Source organism: Mesorhizobium sp. STM 4661, assembly GCF_000359125.1.
Taxonomy (GTDB): Bacteria; Pseudomonadota; Alphaproteobacteria; order Rhizobiales; family Rhizobiaceae; genus Mesorhizobium.
On sequence record NZ_CAAF010000081.1, the window covers coordinates 17,912 to 37,631 of the forward strand.

Genomic DNA, 19,720 nt, shown 5'->3' on the forward strand with positions numbered 1-19,720 from the left:
GGCGGCAAAATGGTCGGTACCTGAACGAAGACCCGGAGCATGCGCTAGGTCCGCATCCGGAGGCTTCGCCAATCACGGCTAAGGCGCGGCCAGAACAGGCCTGTGCGTGCGCGGTAGGCCTCATAGGCGCCGGCCAGCGCGGTGCGCGAAAACTTCCTCTCTTCGTCCAGCGCGGCGATCGTGTAGATCGCAATGATCCCGGCGACAGGCACCACCGCCCAGATCGACCAGGTCGCGATGCCCCATCCGATCCAGAAGATGATGTAGGACGCATAGAACGGATGGCGGACATAGAAGTAAGGCCCGTCGGTCAGCAGACTGTCGGGATTGTCGGCATCGAATGCGAAGCGCAGCCGCGCCTTGCGCGAAATGACGATCGCCCACCAGAACAGGGCCGAGCTTGCCAGTTCGATGGCGAGCCCGCCGAGCTTCGCAGCCACCGGCTGCCGCTCGATCCACAGGATCGCCATAAAGAACACCGCCACACCGATCACCACGGCGGAAATGATCATGGCGCCTGGAGGCATGGTCGGCGACTGGAAATGAGCCCGCATGGACCAGGCGTATTGACCGAGCGCCGCAATGCTGCTGATCGAGACAAGGAGATCGAGCACGCCTTCCATTATCGCAATCCCCCGTTTATCGCATTGGCCCCGAAAATCGGAATCGATTTCGCAAAGCACGTGCGCAGATTCTAAAGTGCCGGAGCGTATTTTTTGCCTCCGAATGGACGCATGTCGCTCTAGCCGTGGATTCGCTCATCATATCCTGTTGCCGCGGAGAAATCCTTTCTTAACCACAAACCTAAACAACATAGTGACTGTGGGATGCGATGTTGGCCGTCGGGCAATCTGAGGGTCTAATCCAGCATGGTCGTTTCCCACCGGACGGTCCGCACCGAGCAAGCGGATTTGCGCCTCAGCCAGTCGTCGGGCTTCGGCATTCCCATTGTGTTGATCCATGGCTCGGGCAGTTCGCGGGCCGTGTTCGCCCGCCAGTTCGACAGTCCTCTGGCTGCCGCCCACCGGTTGATCGCCTTCGATCTGCCCGGCCATGGTGAATCGTCCGACGCCCGCGATCCGGCAAACGCCTATACGATCGCCGGCCTTGCGCAATCGACGGCTCAGCTCCTCGACGAACTAGGGATCGACCGCGCCGTCGTTTTCGGCTGGTCGCTCGGCGGGCACGTCGCCATCGAACTCGCGAGCTTTCACCCGGTGGTCGCCGGACTGATGCTGACAGGCGCGCCGCCGGTGTCGAAAGGGCCGTTCGGCATGCTGCGTGGCTACCATGCCCATTGGGACATGTTGCTCGCGTCCAAGAAGATCTACTCGGAACGCGATGCCGAGCGCTTCGAAACACTATGCTTCGGCGACACTGCCGATCCGTCGTTCCGCCAGGTCATCCTGCGCACCGACGGCCGGCTGCGCTCCGCTGTGACGCGCGGCATGTTCACCGGCAAGGGCGCAGACCAGAAGCAGGTGGTTGAGCAGGCCACGTTCCCGGTCGCGATCGTCAACGGCGAGAACGACCCGTTTGTCCGGCTCGGCTATTTCGAAACCTTGGCCTACGGTTCGCTGTGGGAGCATTGCCACGTCATATCAGGTGCCGGGCATGCTCCTTTCTGGGAGCGTCCGGATCTGTTCAATCCGCTGCTGGCGCGCTTTGTCGATACAGTGGCGATGCAGGGCGCGGACGAAACCACGCTGGCGTCACGCCGAAGCCGGGCCGGCTGAGCACCTCAACACAGGGCTATGTCCGCCCTGCGTCCGCGGCTGCGACTTTACCTCTCCCTCAAATCCCTTGCCCTCCCGGCTAACCCGTGGGACGATGCTTTCGGGTAGGTGGTGAACTAAAGCCCCGCCCGCGACGGTCGACAGGCCGGCCGCCGCTCCCAGGGAAACGCCTGAGTGGAGGTCAGTCATGGGAACTCGCGCCGGAGGACGACGCACGGGACCGAAATGCATTGCCATAGTCGGTCCCTTCGCAAGCGGTAAGACGACACTTCTCGAAGCAATACTCGCCCGCGCGGGCGCCATTCCCCGCCAGAATCCCGTTTCGTCGGGAAGCACCGTTTCCGATCATTCGCCCGAGGCGCGCGCCCACGCCATGAGCGTCGAGGCGACCGTCGCCACCACCGACTTCATGGGCGAGCAACTCACCTTCGTCGATTGTCCCGGCTCCATCGAATTCTCCTTCGAGGCCGAGCCGGTGCTGGCCGCCTGCGACATCGCCGTGGTCGTCGCGGAGGCCGATGAAAAGAAGATCCCTGCCCTGCAGCTCATCATGCGCAAGCTCGACGATCTTGGCGTGCCACGCATCCTGTTCCTGAACAAGGTCGACAAGGCGATAGCAGGCGTGCGCGACACGCTGAAGATGCTGCAGCCGGCAAGTTCGATGCCTTTGCTGCTGCGCCAGATCCCACTGCGCAAGAACGGCGTCGTCATCGGCTCGATCGATCTCGCGCTGGAGCGCGCCTATGTCTATCGCGAATATGCCGAAAGCGAGGTCGCCGAGATTCCGGGCGACGACAAGGCACGCGAGCTGGAGGCACGCTTCTCCATGCTGGAGACGCTCGCCGACCATGACGACCAGTTGATGGAGCAGCTTCTCGAAGAGATCGAGCCGCCGAAGGACGCGATCTTCGACGACCTTGCCGCCGATCTGCGCGCCGGCGTGGTGACGCCGGTGCTGATCGGCACCGCCGAGAAGGGCAACGGCGTGCTGCGCCTGTTGAAGACGCTCCGCCATGACGCACCCGACATAGAGGCGACCCGCAAACGTCTCGGCGCACCCGATGGCAATGCTACCGTGGTCCAGGTGATGAAGACTATCCACACCGCGCATGGTGGCAAACTGTCCGTTTCGCGCATCCTCTCCGGACAGCTCGCCGACGCTTCCGAGCTCTACCTCTCGAATGGCGACACGGCAAAAGTGTCCGGCATCTACAGAATGCTCGGCAAGGACCAGACCAAGCTCACCTTGGCCAAGGCCGGCGACACAATCGCGCTCGGCAAGCTGGACGACGTCAAGACCGGCCAGACGTTGAGCTCGGCCAAGGGCGGCGTCGGGCCGCTGCTGACGCTGACGCCGCCGCAACCGGTCTTTGCCTTCGCGCTGCGGCCGAAGGAGCGCAAGGACGAGGTCAAGATGTCGGCGGCCATCCAGCGCCTTGCCGAGGAAGATCCCTCGCTCAGCTTGCACCACAATCAGGATTCGGCCGAGACCGTGCTCTCGGGCCATGGCGAGATGCATCTGCGGGTCGTGCGCGAGCGGCTGGAAGGCAAGAACCAGATCCCGGTCGAAGGCCATGCGCCGGCCGTGCCTTATCGCGAGACGATCCGCAAACCGGTGCAGCAGCGCGGCCGCCACAAGAAGCAGTCGGGCGGCCATGGCCAGTTCGGCGACGTGGTGATCGAGATCAAGCCGCTGCCGCGCGGCTCCGGCTTCCAGTTCACCGACACCATCACCGGCGGCGTCGTGCCGAAAACCTATATCCAGTCGGTCGAGACCGGCGTGCGCGACTATCTGAAGTCCGGCCCGCTCGGCTTCCCTGTGGTCGATGTCGCCGTCAACCTGTCCGACGGCTCCTACCATGCGGTGGATTCGTCGGACATGGCGTTTCAGATGGCGGCGAAGCTGGCGATGAAGGAAGGCATGGCCGCCTGCTCGCCAGTGCTTCTGGAGCCGGTCATGAAGGTCGAGATCGTCACTCCCTCCGATGCGACCTCGAAGATCATTGCGCTCATCCCACAGCGGCGCGGCCAGATCCTCGGCTACGACGCGAGGCCCGATTGGCCGGGATGGGACGTCGTCGAGGCGACCATGCCGCAGGCCGAGATCGGCGACCTGATCATCGAGCTGCGTTCGGCTACCGCGGGCGTCGCCAGCTATCGTGCCGCCTTCGACCATATGGCCGAACTCACCGGCCGCCTAGCCGACGAGGCGATGAATACCAACGGCAAGGCCGCATAACATTGACGCATGTCGGCCAAAAGCATGCCCTCGGGGTTGACCGAGGGTGCGCGGCACTTTGGGATATTGCATCGAATGGCGAGGGCACGAGGAAACGGCGTCCGGATGATCCGGACGCCGCTCTCTTGCGGACCGTCTTCGTGGGAGGCGAAACGGCAGGTCCGCCGCACTTGCCGCCAGCCCCTGATGGCTTGGCGGTGGAATTGGTTCGGACGCGGTAGCCGCCTGAGCCCGGATCGTCCGAGTGATGCCCCCATCTCCCGCACGAACCACACCGCGTCCTATGATTTGCTTACTCGATACAACGTGTCTGCAACATGTTACCTAGGGTTACATGTGACTGTTACGCGATAATTTCGGTCGGTTTTTCAGAGCACTGCGGATTTCGGGCAACAAAAAAGCCGGATCAACGAAGATCCGGCTGAGTTTGATTGGAAGTGCCTGTTAAGGCTAACCTCCAGAGGGGAACACTCAAGGGCGCTAATGGGAGGAGAACGCGCCCAGGAGATGATCTACATATGTGCTCATCATGCTCAAGAAACAAGCATCTATTTTGCAACACTCGCATGCAAAAAGAGGCAGGCTGTGGTCTAACCCATTCCTTGGGCCCATAGGACCAGCAGAATCGTCGAAATGCAGCGCGTCGCGAGCCGGAATCGCAGCAGGAGAAGCGAATCGGAATTGATTCCCGGCCGAAACGCGGAAAACGCCGAATGGCGTGGAATCGGGCAGTCCGCGTTCATTTTTACGGCAATCGGGCAAGGAGGCATCAGTGCGGACACGTCAGGCGATCGCCGGCAGCGCGCTGTTCTTCGTTGCAGCCCCCGGCGTGGTCGCGGGACTGATGCCCTGGCTGCTGACCGATCGTTATCGTCTGCCATGGTCGACCGTGCCCGGCTTCGTGCCGATCGGCTGGGTCCTGATCGCCACCGCCGCGGCCTTGCTGCTTCATGCCTTTGCTCGCTTTGCCCTGGAGGGCCTGGGCACACCCGCCCCGGTTGCGCCAACCGAGAGACTGGTCGTCGGCGGCATCTACCGCTATGTCCGCAACCCGATGTATGTGGCGGTGCTGTCGATCGTCCTCGGCCAGGCGTTGCTGTTTTCGAGCTGGGCTCTCGTCGCCTACGCCGCCATCGCCGGCACCGCCATGGTCTCGTTCGTGAAGCTTCATGAGGAGCCGACGCTTGCCCGCCGCTACGGCGCTGAATACGATGCCTACCGGCGCGCCGTGCCCGGCTGGCTACCCCGCCTGACACCGTGGCGCGGCTGAGCCCGAAAAACGAAAGCGCTTCATTTCAGGGAATGTCTAGATTCAGGTCAGGCCGGCCTCATCTGAATATCGGCACACACTAGAATGACCAGCTTCGGGCCTTGGCTATAATGAAATCGCGAAAAACATGCAGCTTCGCCTGATTCTTCATCGCATCGGGATAGGCGAAATATGTGTCGAAGGACGGCACCTCGGTCTCTGGCAACAATTGCACCAGTCCCGAATCCTTGGAGATAACATAGTCGGGCAGCATGGCGATGCCGGCGCCGCCCTGCACCGCGCGCTTGATCGACAATATGTCGTTAATCTGCAGTGTCGGCACCCTTTGCCCGCCCTCGAAATCGCCGACCGTCTCCAGCCAGTTCAATTCCGACAGATGCGCGGGCACCGGCACGCCGAAGGTGACGATGCGATGGCTCTTCAGCTCGGAGATCGAAGCCGGCTTGCCAAATTTGTCGATATAGGACGGTGCCGCGTAGAGATGGAAATGCACCGTGAACAGGCGGCGTTGGATAAGGTCCGGCTGCTGCGGCTGGCGCAGCCGAATGGCGCAGTCGGCCTGGCGCATGGTGAGGTCGAGCTCCTCGTTCGCCAGGATGAGCTGCAGGCTGACCTCGGGATAGAGCTCGATGAATTCCTGCACGCGTTCGGTCAGCCAGCCGGCGCCCAGCCCCACCGTGGTCGTCACCCTGAGCACGCCGGAAGGCCTGTCCTTGGTCTCGGTCAGCCGTGACTTGATCGTCTCAAGCTTCATCAGCACGTCATGCGCCGTGCGGAACAGCATCTCGCCCTGCTCGGTCAGCACCAGACCGCGGGCGTGACGGTTGAACAGCGGCACACCGACGTCATGTTCGAGCGCGCTGACCTGCCGCGAGATCGCCGATTGCGACAAATGCAGGGTCTCGGCCGCATGGGTAAACGACCCAGCTTCCGCCGCGGCGTGAAACACGCGTAGCTTGTCCCAGTCCAGCGCCATGATTCCCCTCGTGCTTTCTTTGGCGTCTGCGCGTTCTTAACGTCTGCCCACTCTTAGCGTCTGGAAGTAAAATCAGGCTTTTGCACGGCTTTTCTCAGCCGCTTCTTGAACTTTTACTCCGCCGCTTCGCGGTGAACCTCTATACCGGCGAGATATTTTTCCGCCTCGAGCGCGGCCATGCAGCCAAGTCCAGCCGCCGTTACCGCCTGGCGGTAGATGTCGTCGGTCACGTCGCCGGCGGCGAACACGCCCGGCACGTCGGTGCGGGTCGAATTCGGTGCCGTCCACAAATAGCCATTCGGCTTCTGCTTCAGCTTGCCGGCGAACAGCTCGACCGCCGGCGCATGGCCGATCGCCACGAACACGCCGTCGACCTTGAGATGCGTCACCTCACCGGTTGCCACATTGCGCAGCTTCAGCCCTTCGACCGACGGCGGCAGCGGCATCTTGCCGGGCTGGCCGGTGATCTCGTCGACGACCGTGTCCCAGATGACGCGGACATTGTCCTTCTTGAACAGCCGCTCGCGCAGGATGCGCTCGGCGCGGAAATCGCTACGCCGGTGAATGACCGTCACGCTCTTTGCCAGGTTGGAAAGGTAGAGCGCCTCCTCCACCGCCGAATTGCCGCCGCCGATCACCGCGACATCCTTGCCGCGATAGAAGAAACCGTCGCAGGTGGCGCAGGCCGACACGCCGAAGCCCATGAAAGTCTGTTCGCTCGGGATGCCCAGCCATTTCGCCTGCGCGCCGGTGGCGATGATCAAGGCGTCGGCGGTATAAAGGGTGCCGGAATCGCCCTTGGCGCGGAACGGCCGCACATTGAGATCGACCTCGGTGATGATGTCGTTGATGATGTCGGTGCCGACATGCTCAGCCTGTTTCAGCATTTGTTCCATCAGCCACGGACCCTGGATCGGATCGGCGAAGCCGGGATAGTTTTCGACATCGGTGGTGATCATCAACTGGCCACCCTGCTGCAGGCCGGCGACCAGCATGGGCTTCAGCATGGCTCGGGCAGCGTAGATCGCCGCCGTATAGCCGGCGGGACCGGAGCCGATGATGAGAACGGGTGCGTGCTTGGTGGTCATAGCAGGGCTTTCACAACAACCGGACGCGAATGGGCGTCCGGCACAGGGAGCGATATCGCGCCTAATCTAGGTGTTGCGGACGACGCCAGCAAGACGACCTGACCTTCGTCCCCGGAAAGCTTCGGCGCGAACAGACGATCCATGAACATCTTGCGCGGTGACTGTGAGAAAATCGCCGATTGATGCGAGATACCGAAGTCGTTTAATTGCAAGATCACGAAAGATTCTTGCGCGAAGCGCCGAAGGGTATCCATGCCGCTCAAAGCCGATCTCGACGCCATCGACTGGAAGATCCTGCGCGAGCTTCAGCAGGACGGGCGCATGACCAATGTCGAACTGTCCAGCCGCGTCGGCATTTCGGCGCCGCCATGCCTGCGCCGCGTCAGGCGGCTGGAAGAGGCCGGCATCATCCGCGGCTACCGCGCGCTGCTCAACGCGCCGGCACTCGGCATGGACGTCGTCGCCTTCTGCCTTATCGGCCTGCATCACCAGGCCGATGCCGAGCTCAAGACCTTCGCCGAACGCACGCGCGGCTGGCCGATCGTGCGCGACGCCTGGATGGTGTCGGGTGAATCCGACTTCCTGCTGCATTGCGTGGCGAGCGATCTCGGCGCCTTCCAGACCTTCGTCATCGAGCAACTGGCCTCGGCGCCGAATGTCGACACAGTACGCACTGCGCTGACCATCCGCCGCGTCAAGGATGAAGGTCTGGTGGCGTTCTAGGCTTGAGTGGATTGCCGATTTGGGAGCATCGGCATCGCAAACTAAGAACCGACGTTGAAAGACAACAAAAACAATGACGTATGGCGGGATGCTATCTGGTTGGAGCGAGGTTATAGCGCCTCGATGGCCGCCAGCAAACTGGTCATGTCGTTGCGGTCGTGCAGGCGCATGGTGCTGAACCCGCCTTGATTGGACGCCTCGCCATCCACCAGCCAGCCCCGCGACAGGCCGGCGCGCCGCCCCGCTTCCATATCCGCCGGCTTGTCGCCAACGATGAGCGAGCGCTTGAGATCGAGCCCAAGATGCTTCGCTGCCTCAAGCAACATGCCCGGATTGGGCTTGCGCATCGGGTGGTCGGCGATGGCCAGCGACCCTGTACCCGCCTCGTGATAGGCGCAGGCAACAACCATATCGACAAACCCGTTGCTGCCCCGCAGCAAGTCGAGCACGCGAGCGTTGACTGCAGCGAAAACGCTCCAGCCGAAATAGCCGCGCGCGATGCCGGACTGGTTGGTCACCACGACGACCGGAACATTGGCCCCGTTGGCGGCCTCGATCACCGGGACGATGTCGCCGCGCAGCACAATGTCCGCCGGATCGCTGGGATAGTCGGTATCGACATTGATGGTGCCGTCGCGGTCGAGGAACAGCGCCGGCCTGCCGGCCGGAAAGATCTTGCTGCCAATCCGCTTGACCCACAGGCCCGGCTCTTCCAGCGGGTATGGGTTCGGCGTCCCGATGGCGCCCATATCAGCCATCGCTGAGGCGCGCTTCGACCATTTCGCACAGATGATGATAGAGGCACAGATGCCCCTGCTGGATGATCGGCGTCGAAGTCGAAGGCACGTTGAGCAGGATGTCGGAAAGCGGCTTGAGCTTGCCGCCGGTATCGCCGGTCAGGCTGATCACCGTCATCTCCATCATGCGCGCCTGTTCGGCGGCGGCGAGAATGCTCGGCGAATTGCCGCTGGTCGAGATGGCGAGCAGCACAGCACCCGCCGCGCCATGCGCCTCGACCTGGCGCGAAAACACCGTGTCGAAACCATAGTCATTGCCCCAGGCGGTCAGCACCGCCGCATTGGCCGGCAGCGCGATGACGTTGTAGGCCTTGCGCTCCTTCAGGAAACGACCGACGAGCTCGCCGGCGATATGGATGGCGTCGCTGGCGGAGCCGCCATTGCCGGCTATCAAAAGTGCCTTCCCCGACGAAAGTGCGGCGACGACGGCACTCACCGCGCGCTCCATTTCGCCGGTGAGGTCGCGCTCGACCATCGCCGAGATCGCGGTCGCCGAGCGAGCCAGATAATCGTTCAGTTCGGACATGAATTCCTCAATTGGTAGCGCCGCCGGCGCGCAGTTTGCCGATCGTGCCGGTGGTGCTCTTGCCGGCGACGAGGTCGACCAGCACGACGCGCCCGCCGGCCTTCTGCACCACATCGGCGCCGACCACGGTGTCGACGGTATAGTCGGCGCCCTTGACCAGTATGTCGGGCAGCAGGGCTTCGATCAGCGCCAGTGGCGTGTCCTCTTCGAAGACGACGACGGCGTCGACCGAGGCAAGCGCGGCCAGCACGCAGGCGCGGTCATGCTCATTGTTGACCGGACGCCCCGGCCCCTTCAGCCGCCGCACCGAGGCGTCGCTGTTGAGACCAAGAACCAGCCGGTCGCACTGGCTGCGCGCCGCATGCAAAAGGCTGACATGGCCGGCATGCAATATGTCGAAGCAGCCATTGGTGAAACCGACGCTCAAGCCCTCGTTCTTCCACGTCGCCCCCAGCCTTGCGACGGCGGCGGCATCGAGGATCGCACTGTGATGAGCGACCGGTCCATGCGAGCGAAACAGCGCGCCGGTCAATTCCTCGACCGTCAACCGCGCAGTGCCCCGCTTTCCCACCACCACGCCCCCCGCGGCATTGGCGAGGGAGGCGGCCATGAAGCGGTCGGCGCCTGCCGCAAGCGCCAACGCAAAGGTCGCGATGACGGTGTCGCCGGCGCCTGAAACGTCGAACACTTCCCGCGCCTGCGTGGCGATATGCCGGGCATCCTCCGCACCGACGACGCTCATGCCCTTTTCGCTGCGCGTCGCGACGACGTAGTCGAAGCCATGCGCCGAAATCAGCTCACGCGCCGCAGTGACGATCTCGTCGTCGGCAAACACCGCGCGTCCGACCGCTTCGCCGAGTTCCTTGCGATTGGGCGTGATCGCGGTCGCCCCGGCATAGCGCGCATAGTCGCGGCCCTTCGGATCGACCAGAACCGGCTTGCCCGCTTCACGGCAGATCGAGATCAGTTCGCCGGCGACGCCGTCGTGCAATATGCCCTTGCCGTAATCGGACAGGATGACGATGTCGGCTTGCGCCAGTGCTGCGCGGACATGCCGGATCAGCGTCGCTCGCTCGGCGTCGCCCAGCGGCTTGATTTCCTCCTCGTCGAAGCGCAGCACCTGCTGGTTGAGCGCGCTGAAGCGGCTTTTCGACGAGGTCATGCGCTCGCGGCCCCGCGCAAGGCCATCGGTCCCGACGCCCAGCTCTCCCAGCATGCCTATCAGATTGTTGCCGGCATGGTCGTCGCCGATCACTGAAACCGGTATGGCTGCAGCGCCGAGCGAAACGATGTTGGAGACAACATTGCCGGCGCCGCCCATCGCCAGCATCTCGCCGCGCCCATGCAGCACGGGGATCGGTGCTTCAGGCGAAATCCGCTCGATCACGCCGTTGACGAAGCGGTCGAGGATGAAGTCGCCGACCACCAGCACGGTGACACTGCCGAACCGCGAAATGGCGCGGTGCAAGGGTTCGGGAGAAGGCGGATTGTGCTTGATCATGTCATTTGCAACGCGCGGGAGAAGCCGATCTCGATGTTCTTGGAAACGTTTGCCGAAACAATGAACCGGTAGGTCGGTTTTTCATGGCGAAGCCGATATACCGCAATTCCACACAGTGCAACGGCAGGCGGCGGGCGGTCCGGCCAACGCCGGTTGGCGGATCAGCTTTTCTGCAAGGCGACATGAACGCCCAATCCGACGAGCACCGCGCCGCCGGCCCGCCGCATCAGGCGCTGCGCCTGGCTGGAGCGCCGCAACCTGCCGACCACGGCGCCGGCCAGGAACACGCACACGACATCCGCCGAGGAAAACATCAGATTGACCACCGTTCCAAGCACGACGAACTGCAGCCAAACGGGAAACGCCGCCGACGCATCGACGAATTGCGGCAGGAACGCCATGAAGAAGATCGCCGTCTTGGGATTGAGCACCTCGACGGTGATGCTCTCGAAGAAGGCACGGCGGGCGGATTTCGGCTCAATGCCCGGGATGACGGCATCGCCTTCCGCCCTGGCGCGCAACAGCGAGATGCCCAGCCAGATCAGATAGAGCGCACCGGCCAGCTTGACCGCCACGTAGAGCGTCGGCACGGCATGGAAGAGCACTGATAGACCCGCGGCGGCGGCGATGACATGCACATAGCCGCCAAGATGAATACCGAACGCCGCCGTCAGGCCGGACCACCGCCCGCGCGCCATGGTCTGCGCGGCGGCATAAAGCATGGCCGGCCCAGGAATATAGGCGAAGATCGCGGTCGTGGCGAAGAAGGCAATAAGCAGTTCGCTCGACGGCATTTGTCTTGCTCCTTCGCGATCCCGGTCGTCGGCTTGCCGACTGGCCCGGCGGATCGGCGACTGAAGCGAGAGCTTTACGGCGGCACTGTGGCAACTGCCCAGCCGACGCCTGCCAACGTGTTTTATCGACAGCCCCGCCAGCCTCCCCTATAAGGGCCGGAATCGGCAGACGAAACCGGAGGCCTTCATGATCATCGTCACGGGCGGCGCCGGTATGATCGGCTCCAATATCGTCGCCGCGCTCAATGCCGAAGGCCTCAGCGACATTCTCGTCGTCGACGATCTCACCGACGGCCACAAGATCGCCAACCTCGCCGATCTCCAGATCGCCGACTATCTCGACAAGGACGATTTCCTGGCCCGGCTGGAGGCGGGCGACCTGGGTCGCATCGAAGCCGTCTTTCACCAGGGGGCCTGCTCGACCACCACGGAGTGGAACGGCAGGTTCATGATGGAGGTGAACTACACCTGGTCGAAACGGCTGCTGCATGCCTGCCTCGCACTGCGCGTGCCCTTCCTCTATGCCTCCTCGGCTTCCGTCTATGGCGACGGCGCCGAGTTTCGCGAGGATCCGCAATGCGAACGGCCACTCAACGTCTATGCCTATTCCAAGAAATTGTTCGACGATTATGTCCGCCGCACAGTATTTGATACCGATCATTCGCAGGTGGCGGGCCTGCGCTATTTCAACGTCTACGGACCGCGCGAGGCGCATAAGGGGGCCATGGCCTCGGTCGCCTTCCATCTGTTCAACCAGGTCGAGCAGGGCCAGAATCCGAAGCTGTTCGGCGCCCATGACGGTTTCGGACCCGGCGAGCAGAGCCGCGATTTCATCCATGTCGGCGATGTCGCCGACGTCAATCTGTGGCTGTGGAAGCGTGGCTCGAGCGGCATCTTCAATTGCGGCACCGGCCGGGCGCAACCGTTCCGCGCCATTGCCGAAACCGTGATCGACACGCTGGGCCAAGGGCAGATCGAATTCATCGACTTCCCCGACCACCTCAAGGGCAGCTACCAGAGTTTTACGCAAGCTGATATGTCCCGGTTGCGCGCAGCCGGCTACAATGGCCAATTTCGCACAGTGGAAACCGGCGTTAGAGACTATGTCGAATGGCTGAAAGCCCAACGATCCTCGTGATCGGCCCACGCTGGGTGGGCGACATGGTCATGGCGCAGTGCCTGTTCTCGGCGCTGAAGGAGCTTCACCCGAATGCCGCGATCGATGTGCTGGCGCCGGCATGGGCGGCACCGCTGGTCGCACGCATGCCCGAGATACGCCAGCAGATCGACTTGCCGCTGAAATCCGGCGCGCTGGAGTTCCGCATCCGCCGGCGCTTCGGCCGGCTGCTGCGCGGCCGCTACGACATGGCCTATGTCATGCCGGGAAGCTGGAAGTCGGCGCTGATCCCCTTCTTTGCCCGCATTCCGCGCCGCGTCGGCAATTTGCGCGAAATGCGCTACGGCCTGCTGACCGACATCGTGCCGTTGCCCGACGCGGTGAAGCGGCGTACGGCGCAGGCCTATTTCGGCCTCGCCCAGGGCGGTACATTCCGCGCTCCAAGGCTAACCGTCGACGCAGCCAACCAGACGGCATTGCTCGGCCGGTTCGGGCTGGGGGTGAAGAAATTCGTCGCGCTGATGCCCGGCGCCGAATTCGGACCGGCCAAACGCTGGCCGAGCGAACACTATGCCGGCCTTGCCCGCGACATGATGGTCAGGGGCCTGAAAGTTGCGCTGTTCGGGTCGAAGAACGACGCCGAGGTGACGGCGGAAATCGCAGCGCTGGCACCGGGTGTTGTCAACCTCGCCGGCAAGACCCGGCTGGAGGACGCCATCGACCTGATATCAGCCGCCAGGCTGGCGGTGTCGAACGACAGCGGCCTGATGCATGTCGCCGCCGCGGTCGGCACGCCGATCGTTGCGGTCTACGGCTCGACCTCGCCCGACAACACGCCGCCGCTTGCCGAGCGCCGTGAACTGGTCTGGCTCGGCCTGTCCTGTTCGCCTTGCCACAAGAAGGTCTGCCCGCTCGGCCATCTCAATTGCCTGAAGACGCTCGAGGTCGCACGGGTCGCGGCGGCAGCGGATCGGTTGCTGGAAATGCCGGCCACCGCATGAAGGTGCTCATCGTCAAAACGTCCTCGATGGGCGACGTCATCCACACCTTTCCGTCCGTCGAGGATGCGCGCCGCAATCGGCCCGAAATATCGTTCGACTGGTGTGTGGAAGAGGCTTTTGCCGGCATCGTCGCCTTGCATCCGGCGATCGGCACCATCCACACCGTAGCGATCCGGCGCTGGCGCAAGAACTTGCTCGACCGCGGCACCTGGCGCGAGGCAGCGGGCCTGCGCCGCGCCTTGCGGACTTGTGGCTATGATCTCGTCATCGATGCGCAAGGCTTGCTTAAATCGGCTCTGGTGGCAAAGCAGGCCGCGGCGCCGATCGCCGGCTTCGACCGGACGAGCGCGCGCGAACCAACGGCCACCTTGTTTTATGATCGCCGCTTCGCCGTGCCGCGTGAACTGCATGCGATAGAACGCACAAGGCGGCTGTTCGGGCTGGCGCTCGGCTATGAGCCGGATCTTTCCGCGCTTGTTTCAGGCATTCAACCGCCGGCTGGCGGTTCTACCTTTGCCAGCGAAAAAAACGCCTTCCTGCTGCACGGCACCAGCCGCGAGGACAAGAAATGGCCGGTCGGCGACTGGGTCGAGACCGCCCGCCTTCTGGTCGAAAAAGGCATCACACCGGTCACCACCTGGTCGAACCAAGCTGAAAAGGCGGTTGCCGAAGCGATCGCAAAGGCCATTCCGCGGACCGAACTGGTGCCGAAATCATCGCTTGCCGAGATCGCCGCGCTCATCGGCCGGTCAACGCTGGTGATTGGCGCCGACACCGGCCTCACCCATCTCGCCAGCGCCTTCGGCCTGCCGACCGTCGCCGTGTTCCTGGCGACCGAGCCAGGTCTGACAGGTCCGCGTGGACCGTTCTCGTCGACGCTTTTGGCCCCGCCCGGCGGCGGCATTGTGCCGGATGCCGTGATGGCGGAAGCCGAAAGACTGCTAGAGCTCAAATCGCAAGCCGCGGCGTAGAGGCCCTAGATGAACTGCACCTGGACGATCTCATAACCCCGCGCGCCGCCGGGCGCGTTGACTTCGATCGCATCGCCGACCTCCTTGCCGATCAGGGCGCGGGCGATCGGCGAGGAGATCGAAATGCGGCCCGACTTCACATCCGCCTCCTGGTCGCCGACGATCTGGTAGGTCTTCTTCTCTTCCGTGTCCTCGTCGACCAGCACAACCGTGGCGCCGAACTTGACCTTGTCGCCGCTGAGCTTGGCGACGTCGATCACCTCGGCGCGCGCGATGAAATCCTCGAGCTCGTTGACGCGGCCTTCATTGAGGCTCTGCGCCTCTTTCGCCGCGTGGTATTCGGCATTTTCGGAAAGGTCGCCATGCGAGCGCGCTTCGGAGATCGCCTCGATGATGCGCGGGCGCTCTTCCTGCTGACGCCAACGCAGTTCTTCCTTCAATGACGCGAACCCCTCGCCTGTCATCGGGACCTTGTTCATGATGCCTGACCTTTCCTGCCGCCACCCCCGCATTTTCGGGGATAACCTTGTCGATGGGGTACAAAAAGAAAACGGTCCGGCAGCCTCGGGCTAACGGAACCGTTTCACCACAATTTCCCAAGATATAGCAATCTTTGCGCGGTTTTCACGCCCAAAAAGTCGGTTTTCAAAAATTCATCCGCCATTTGTGGAAATGCCGTTACGGCAGCGAGGCTGGCGGAGCGGGAGGCGACAAAAAACCGGCCGCGATTGCTCGCGGCCGGTTGAGAAGCGTTGGGGATAGAATCAGCTCCTTATGAAACGGTCGATCTGCTCGGACAGCATGCCGTATTCGCGCGATCCCTTGCCGGTGCGCTTTTCAATCTCGCGGAGCTGTTCCTGGGCGCCGGCAAGGTCGCCGATCTGCAGATGCGCTTCGCCCAGATACTCGCGCACCAGCGTGTAATCGGGATCTATGCGCAGCGCTTCCTCGTAGTAGCCAAGACCGACGGTGACGCGGCCGGAATGGCGGTGCGAATAGCCGAGATAGTTGAGGATGCGCGGATCCTGCTTGTTGGCGGCCAGGCTGAGCACGGCGATCGCCTCGTCATATCGTCCGGCCATCGCCAGGTCGTGGCCGGCCTCATAGATGTTGTCGTCGTCCAGCATGCCTTGCTGCGGTGGCACACATTTCTGCTTCTTCTTGTCCCAAACCTCACCCTTCTTGCACTTGGTGGTGGTTTCACCACCGCCACCGCCTTCACCGGCTGAAAACACCGGAACCGCAAACAGCGGCAGGGCGGCAACCGCCAGAACCTGGATCAGCAATCGTCTGCGCATCGAAGCCTCCTTGAAAAGAACAATGCAACACTAACGCCGGGCGAAGGCCGTTTCATCCCGCAAAAGCCAGGAACCGACAACCAACCGCCCGCTCCTCGAACTCCGATCGAAGCCGACATGCCGACAGGCCCGCCGGAGTTTGCCAATGGTAAAGACTGTGAGCGAACGTGACGTGACGCGCGCTGCAAATTCGCTATCATAAAACGGAGTATGCGGAGAAGGCCAGTGCAGCAGCGCCTTGAAAGGGAATGGGAGCTTTCGATCGGTCCCGACACCGTGCGCCTGTTCATCCTCAAGGCAAAGGCGCTCAGCGCCGCCGTCAACGAAGACTATGCCGATGGCGCCGAGCACGAGATAGAACTCGACGGGCAGGCGCACGACAACCACCATCATGACGGCCTGGCCGAGGAAAGTTCGGAAAACCTCACCGAGGAAGAACTGCGCGAACTGATCAACGACCTCAATGTCGACGAGGCCGCCGAGCTCGTGGCACTCGCCTGGGTCGGCCGCGGCGACTATGACGCCTCGGAATGGGCGGACGCGCTGGCGGACGCGCGCGAGCGCGCCAACAAACGAACCGCCAAATACCTGCTCGGCATGCCGCTGCTCGCCGACTGGCTGGAGGAAGGGCTGGAAGCCATCGGCGCGTAACGCTGGCGTCACCGATCGTGATCGGCCCACCCCTCATTTCAGGCAACTTCCACAGTCGCCCGCCGTTAGGGACGAATGGCGGCGCTGACCCTTTTGAGATTGGCCGGATTGAGCAGAGCGGCGCTGACTTTGGCGGCGACCCTGCTTGCCGGAGCGGCCTTGGCCAAAGCACCGAAACTGCCTGAAACCGTACCCGTCCCGGTGCTCAATCAATCGCAGCCAGCGCAAGAAGACGCTCCGGCCGACGTGCCGGTGCCCGAGCCGCGCCCCGCTGACGCGCCAAAGCCCGATCAGCAGGAGCCACCGGCGAGCGCTCCAAAGCCGACCGAAAAGCCCGGGCCGACCGAAAAGCCGGTTGAAGCGGAACCCGAGGCGCAACCGCCCACGATCGCCCCGCAACCGCCGGAGAAGCCGGACGAGGCGCAAGAGAAAAAAATGCAGCCCGATCCGCGCTCGGCCGACGTGCCGGATGAGAAAATGCCGGACGAGGAGCTTGCCTGTCGGCGGCGGCTGAAATCGATGGGCGTCGACTTCGAGGAACACAAGCCCGAGCACAATCCGGAAATCGGCTGCTCGATCCCCTATCCGATCACGCTGAAGACGCTCGGCAAATCGATCGCCATCGGCCCGCAAGCCGAGCTGAACTGTGAAATGGCCGAGGCTGCCGCGCGCTTTGCCGCCGATGTCATCCAGCCGGCGGCCAAGGCCGAGTTTGGCGCCGACCTCAGGTCGATCAGCCAGGCATCCGCTTTTGTCTGCCGGCCGCGCCACGGCACCCGGAAACTGTCGGAACACGCCTTCGGCAACGCGCTCGACATATCAAGCTTCACCCTTTCGGACGGCAAGAAGATCGAAATTGGCCCGGCGCCGCCGGAGAAGGACGGCAAGTTCCTCAATGCCGTGCGCAAGGCAGCCTGCGGGCCATTCAAGACCGTGCTGGGGCCAGGCGCCGATCCCGACCATGCCTTGCATTTCCATTTCGACCTCGAACCACGCCGCAATGGCGGCACCTTCTGCCAGTAGACGAACGCCGCTAGCGAAGGTCGCGCCGCAATTCAGCCGCAGGCGTGAACGCCGACGCTGATCTTTCCTTTACCGTTGATCGTTAAAATCCCGACTATCTGGAAAGGGATTCCGCCGATGGACGGGATATTTCGCGCAAGGTCGGTGCTCGCGCGGCAATCGAGGCGCGTGCGAGTGACCGCCGGCGGGCTGGCCGCTGCGCTTGCCATTGCGGCGATCTCGGCTTGCACCACCGGCAGCGTGCTTTCACTAGAACCGGCCGTCGATGTCGGCTCGCAGACGGCCGCCGTACCGCAATATTCCGGCATGCAGAGGCTCGTCCCATCCAATCCCGACATGATGACAGCCGCCTATCCGCGCATGGATGAGCCGATGTCGCCTGTCGAGCAGATGCCGGCCAGTGAGACCGACTGCCGCCAGCAGCTGAAACGCCTCGGTGTCGTCTACACCGATCTGGCGCCCATCCACGAGAGCCAGTGTGGCATCGACTATCCCGTCAAGATCTCCGCCATCGGCAACATCCAGATGAAGCCCGCCGCGACGCTGACCTGCGACATGGCCGCCACCTTCGCCATCTGGACGAAGAACGAACTCGTTCCCGCCGCCCGCTGGCGCTATTTCTCGGGCGTCAAGACCATCCACCAGGGCTCCAGCTATTCCTGCCGCAGGATCGCCGGCGAAGGCGTGCTGTCGGAGCATGGCAAGGGCAACGCCCTCGACGTCATGAGCATCGAGCTCAACAATGGCGACGACATCGATGTGCGCAAACCAGGCCTGTTCGCCTTCCGCACGCGCGGTTTCCTCAACAATGTGCGCGCCGACGGCTGCCAGTATTTCACCACCGTGCTCGGCCCCGGCTACAATTACGACCACCGCAACCATTTCCATTTCGACATCAAGAACCGCAAGAACGGCTACCGCGCCTGCCGCTAGGCGGCAGTCTTTCAGATTGGCGGAAGCTATATCCCTTCGTCATCCTTGGGCGGAGCGTGAGCGAAGCGAAGCGCGCAGACCCGAGGATCCATGCCGTGACCTGCGAGCGTCGCTGCGCTGCGGAAGCTGGGATTTTTTATGAAGACGACGACAATGGCGGACGCCGTCCTTTGTCCGGGTGGCAAAGAAAAATGACGACAATGCCCGTTTCTGGACCTTGCGCCTTTCGGCCCGCCTCACGGCATGGATCCTCGGGTCTTCGCAACGTCGCTTCGCTCCTGCTCCGCCCGAGGATGACGAAGGCGTGGTAAGCTCTAACCAGGTAGAACTAGGCATTAAGCTATCTCATGAGCCAACGAAGCCTTAGACGGCGCGCAACAACCTGGCTGGTGGCATTCCTGGGGGGCTATCTCGCACTCGCCTATTTCGCCGCGCCGGAATTCTGGACATTCCGGGACCGCAACTTCCGCACGCACCGCTTCGAGATGGTGACGCATACGCCGCAGGGCATTCCGGGCGACCCCATCAATGTCGGCCTCGTCGGCACCAAAAAGGAGCTGGTCCACGCCTTCGCCATCGCCGGATGGGATACGGCCGACGCCATCACGCTGAAGACCGCGATCGAGATCGGCGAAAGCGTGCTGTTCGGCCGCCCCTATCCCGACGCGCCGGTCAGCCGGCTGCTGTTCGAAGGCCGCGCCCAGGATCTGGCCTTCGAAAAACCGGTCGGCGACAGCGCCGACCGCCGTCACCACGTCCGCTTCTGGCACACCGACACGACCGGCGACGATGGCCGGCCGCTCTGGCTGGGTTCGGCAAGCTTCGATCGCGGCGTCGGCCTCAGCCACGACACCGGCGCGATCACCCACCATATCGGCCCCGACATCGACGCCGAGCGCGATTCCCTGATCCACGACCTTTCCGCCGCCGGCATGCTGATCTCGACCAGCGAGATCCCCGGTATCGGGGCGACCAGGACCGGGCGCAACGGCGAAGGCGATCCCTATTTCACCGACGGCAAGGCGATGGTCGGCGTGCTGCGGCAGTTGCCGTAGGCCGATGACGAACGGCTGGCC

The 19,720-nt window shown here is 63.1% G+C and carries 21 protein-coding genes; 11 read left to right on the forward strand and 10 right to left on the reverse strand.

Annotation, left to right across the window (positions count from 1 at the left end; all coding sequences use genetic code 11):
* Positions 1 to 44: 44 nt before the first annotated feature.
* Positions 45 to 623: an isoprenylcysteine carboxylmethyltransferase family protein gene (locus MESS4_RS27130; RefSeq protein ID WP_006338281.1), complete on the reverse strand. Its 579-nt coding sequence runs from the start codon at positions 621 to 623 to the stop codon at positions 45 to 47.
* 246 nt (positions 624 to 869) lie between these two features.
* Here MESS4_RS27130 and MESS4_RS27135 point away from each other — a divergent pair, with 246 nt between their 5' ends.
* The 3 genes from MESS4_RS27135 (at position 870) to MESS4_RS27145 (ending at position 5,245) form a co-directional block, all read left to right on the forward strand.
* Positions 870 to 1,736 carry an alpha/beta hydrolase gene (locus MESS4_RS27135; protein ID WP_006338286.1) on the forward strand — a complete coding sequence of 289 codons (867 nt, stop codon included), beginning with the start codon at positions 870 to 872 and terminating at the stop codon, positions 1,734 to 1,736.
* Between the two features lie 187 nt (positions 1,737 to 1,923).
* Positions 1,924 to 3,975: an elongation factor G gene (locus MESS4_RS27140; protein WP_006338288.1), complete on the forward strand. Its 2,052-nt coding sequence runs from the start codon at positions 1,924 to 1,926 to the stop codon at positions 3,973 to 3,975.
* Positions 3,976 to 4,747: 772 nt separating this feature from the next.
* Complete coding sequence (locus MESS4_RS27145) at positions 4,748 to 5,245, forward strand: isoprenylcysteine carboxylmethyltransferase family protein (protein WP_006338289.1); 498 nt, start codon at positions 4,748 to 4,750, stop codon at positions 5,243 to 5,245.
* A 79-nt stretch (positions 5,246 to 5,324) separates the two neighbouring features.
* Here the strand turns inward: MESS4_RS27145 and MESS4_RS27150 are convergent, their stop codons facing one another.
* From MESS4_RS27150 to MESS4_RS27160, 3 genes are all read right to left on the reverse strand, one after another.
* On the reverse strand, positions 5,325 to 6,221 hold the full coding sequence (locus MESS4_RS27150; RefSeq protein WP_006338290.1) for a LysR family transcriptional regulator: 897 nt from the start codon (positions 6,219 to 6,221) through the stop codon (positions 5,325 to 5,327).
* 113 nt (positions 6,222 to 6,334) lie between these two features.
* Positions 6,335 to 7,309 carry a thioredoxin-disulfide reductase gene (trxB, locus tag MESS4_RS27155; RefSeq protein ID WP_006338291.1) on the reverse strand — a complete coding sequence of 325 codons (975 nt, stop codon included), beginning with the start codon at positions 7,307 to 7,309 and terminating at the stop codon, positions 6,335 to 6,337.
* A complete protein-coding gene (locus MESS4_RS27160; RefSeq protein ID WP_157385691.1) occupies positions 7,306 to 7,572 on the reverse strand; it encodes a hypothetical protein in 267 nt (88 codons plus the stop codon). The genes trxB and MESS4_RS27160 overlap by 4 nt, the downstream gene beginning before the upstream one ends.
* Between MESS4_RS27160 and MESS4_RS27165 the strand changes: the two genes are divergently transcribed.
* Positions 7,562 to 8,032, forward strand: a complete 471-nt coding sequence (locus tag MESS4_RS27165) for an Lrp/AsnC family transcriptional regulator (RefSeq protein WP_006338296.1) — start codon at positions 7,562 to 7,564, stop codon at positions 8,030 to 8,032. The two genes, MESS4_RS27160 and MESS4_RS27165, sit on opposite strands and share 11 nt — an antisense overlap.
* Positions 8,033 to 8,142: 110 nt before the next feature.
* On the opposite strand, the gene MESS4_RS27170 is transcribed toward MESS4_RS27165, so the two are convergent.
* The 4 genes from MESS4_RS27170 to MESS4_RS27185 form a co-directional block, all read right to left on the reverse strand.
* On the reverse strand, positions 8,143 to 8,781 hold the full coding sequence (locus MESS4_RS27170; RefSeq protein ID WP_006338297.1) for an HAD family hydrolase: 639 nt from the start codon (positions 8,779 to 8,781) through the stop codon (positions 8,143 to 8,145).
* A 1-nt stretch (position 8,782) separates the two neighbouring features.
* A complete protein-coding gene (locus tag MESS4_RS27175) occupies positions 8,783 to 9,355 on the reverse strand; it encodes an SIS domain-containing protein (RefSeq protein WP_006338298.1) in 573 nt (190 codons plus the stop codon).
* Between the two features lie 7 nt (positions 9,356 to 9,362).
* Positions 9,363 to 10,856: a D-glycero-beta-D-manno-heptose-7-phosphate kinase gene (gene rfaE1 / locus MESS4_RS27180; protein ID WP_006338300.1), complete on the reverse strand. Its 1,494-nt coding sequence runs from the start codon at positions 10,854 to 10,856 to the stop codon at positions 9,363 to 9,365.
* A gap of 161 nt (positions 10,857 to 11,017) precedes the next feature.
* Positions 11,018 to 11,650: a LysE family translocator gene (locus tag MESS4_RS27185; RefSeq protein ID WP_006338301.1), complete on the reverse strand. Its 633-nt coding sequence runs from the start codon at positions 11,648 to 11,650 to the stop codon at positions 11,018 to 11,020.
* A gap of 187 nt (positions 11,651 to 11,837) precedes the next feature.
* On the opposite strand from MESS4_RS27185, the gene rfaD reads away from it, so the two are divergent.
* The 3 genes from rfaD to waaC are packed head-to-tail and all read left to right on the forward strand — an operon-like array spanning position 11,838 to position 14,739.
* Positions 11,838 to 12,788 (forward strand): ADP-glyceromanno-heptose 6-epimerase, encoded by a 951-nt coding sequence (rfaD, locus tag MESS4_RS27190; RefSeq protein ID WP_006338302.1) that lies wholly within the window; start codon positions 11,838 to 11,840, stop codon positions 12,786 to 12,788.
* A complete protein-coding gene (waaF, locus tag MESS4_RS27195) occupies positions 12,761 to 13,768 on the forward strand; it encodes a lipopolysaccharide heptosyltransferase II (protein ID WP_036242303.1) in 1,008 nt (335 codons plus the stop codon). Before rfaD ends, waaF begins: the two co-directional genes overlap by 28 nt.
* Complete coding sequence (gene waaC / locus MESS4_RS27200; protein ID WP_006338309.1) at positions 13,765 to 14,739, forward strand: lipopolysaccharide heptosyltransferase I; 975 nt, start codon at positions 13,765 to 13,767, stop codon at positions 14,737 to 14,739. The genes waaF and waaC overlap by 4 nt, the downstream gene beginning before the upstream one ends.
* Before the next feature lie 5 nt (positions 14,740 to 14,744).
* On the opposite strand, the gene greA is transcribed toward waaC, so the two are convergent.
* Both greA and MESS4_RS27210 read right to left on the reverse strand, forming a co-directional pair.
* Positions 14,745 to 15,218: a transcription elongation factor GreA gene (gene greA / locus MESS4_RS27205; protein ID WP_006338310.1), complete on the reverse strand. Its 474-nt coding sequence runs from the start codon at positions 15,216 to 15,218 to the stop codon at positions 14,745 to 14,747.
* Positions 15,219 to 15,503: 285 nt separating this feature from the next.
* Entirely contained in the window at positions 15,504 to 16,037 is a 534-nt protein-coding gene (locus MESS4_RS27210; RefSeq protein WP_006338312.1) for a tetratricopeptide repeat protein, read from the reverse strand.
* Between the two features lie 225 nt (positions 16,038 to 16,262).
* Between MESS4_RS27210 and MESS4_RS27215 the strand changes: the two genes are divergently transcribed.
* The 4 genes from MESS4_RS27215 (at position 16,263) to MESS4_RS27230 (ending at position 19,699) form a co-directional block, all read left to right on the forward strand.
* Positions 16,263 to 16,688, forward strand: a complete 426-nt coding sequence (locus tag MESS4_RS27215; protein WP_006338314.1) for a DUF3775 domain-containing protein — start codon at positions 16,263 to 16,265, stop codon at positions 16,686 to 16,688.
* Between the two features lie 75 nt (positions 16,689 to 16,763).
* Entirely contained in the window at positions 16,764 to 17,711 is a 948-nt protein-coding gene (locus tag MESS4_RS27220) for an extensin family protein (protein ID WP_006338316.1), read from the forward strand.
* A 117-nt stretch (positions 17,712 to 17,828) separates the two neighbouring features.
* Positions 17,829 to 18,644 carry an extensin family protein gene (locus MESS4_RS27225; RefSeq protein ID WP_006338319.1) on the forward strand — a complete coding sequence of 272 codons (816 nt, stop codon included), beginning with the start codon at positions 17,829 to 17,831 and terminating at the stop codon, positions 18,642 to 18,644.
* A gap of 347 nt (positions 18,645 to 18,991) precedes the next feature.
* Positions 18,992 to 19,699 (forward strand): LssY C-terminal domain-containing protein, encoded by a 708-nt coding sequence (locus MESS4_RS27230; protein WP_006338325.1) that lies wholly within the window; start codon positions 18,992 to 18,994, stop codon positions 19,697 to 19,699.
* Positions 19,700 to 19,720: the final 21 nt, after the last annotated feature.

Coding starts and splice junctions, on each gene's coding strand:
- MESS4_RS27130 (WP_006338281.1), bottom strand. CDS start 623: ATGGAAGGCGTGCTCGATCTCCTTGTCTCGATCAGCAGCATTGCGGCG.
- MESS4_RS27135 (WP_006338286.1), top strand. CDS start 870: ATGGTCGTTTCCCACCGGACGGTCCGCACCGAGCAAGCGGATTTGCGC.
- MESS4_RS27140 (WP_006338288.1), top strand. CDS start 1,924: ATGGGAACTCGCGCCGGAGGACGACGCACGGGACCGAAATGCATTGCC.
- MESS4_RS27150 (WP_006338290.1), bottom strand. CDS start 6,221: ATGGCGCTGGACTGGGACAAGCTACGCGTGTTTCACGCCGCGGCGGAA.
- trxB (WP_006338291.1), bottom strand. CDS start 7,309: ATGACCACCAAGCACGCACCCGTTCTCATCATCGGCTCCGGTCCCGCC.
- MESS4_RS27165 (WP_006338296.1), top strand. CDS start 7,562: ATGCCGCTCAAAGCCGATCTCGACGCCATCGACTGGAAGATCCTGCGC.
- MESS4_RS27170 (WP_006338297.1), bottom strand. CDS start 8,781: ATGGGCGCCATCGGGACGCCGAACCCATACCCGCTGGAAGAGCCGGGC.
- MESS4_RS27175 (WP_006338298.1), bottom strand. CDS start 9,355: ATGTCCGAACTGAACGATTATCTGGCTCGCTCGGCGACCGCGATCTCG.
- rfaE1 (WP_006338300.1), bottom strand. CDS start 10,856: ATGATCAAGCACAATCCGCCTTCTCCCGAACCCTTGCACCGCGCCATT.
- MESS4_RS27185 (WP_006338301.1), bottom strand. CDS start 11,650: ATGCCGTCGAGCGAACTGCTTATTGCCTTCTTCGCCACGACCGCGATC.
- rfaD (WP_006338302.1), top strand. CDS start 11,838: ATGATCATCGTCACGGGCGGCGCCGGTATGATCGGCTCCAATATCGTC.
- waaF (WP_036242303.1), top strand. CDS start 12,761: ATGGCTGAAAGCCCAACGATCCTCGTGATCGGCCCACGCTGGGTGGGC.
- waaC (WP_006338309.1), top strand. CDS start 13,765: ATGAAGGTGCTCATCGTCAAAACGTCCTCGATGGGCGACGTCATCCAC.
- greA (WP_006338310.1), bottom strand. CDS start 15,218: ATGAACAAGGTCCCGATGACAGGCGAGGGGTTCGCGTCATTGAAGGAA.
- MESS4_RS27210 (WP_006338312.1), bottom strand. CDS start 16,037: ATGCGCAGACGATTGCTGATCCAGGTTCTGGCGGTTGCCGCCCTGCCG.
- MESS4_RS27220 (WP_006338316.1), top strand. CDS start 16,764: ATGGCGGCGCTGACCCTTTTGAGATTGGCCGGATTGAGCAGAGCGGCG.
- MESS4_RS27225 (WP_006338319.1), top strand. CDS start 17,829: ATGGACGGGATATTTCGCGCAAGGTCGGTGCTCGCGCGGCAATCGAGG.
- MESS4_RS27230 (WP_006338325.1), top strand. CDS start 18,992: ATGAGCCAACGAAGCCTTAGACGGCGCGCAACAACCTGGCTGGTGGCA.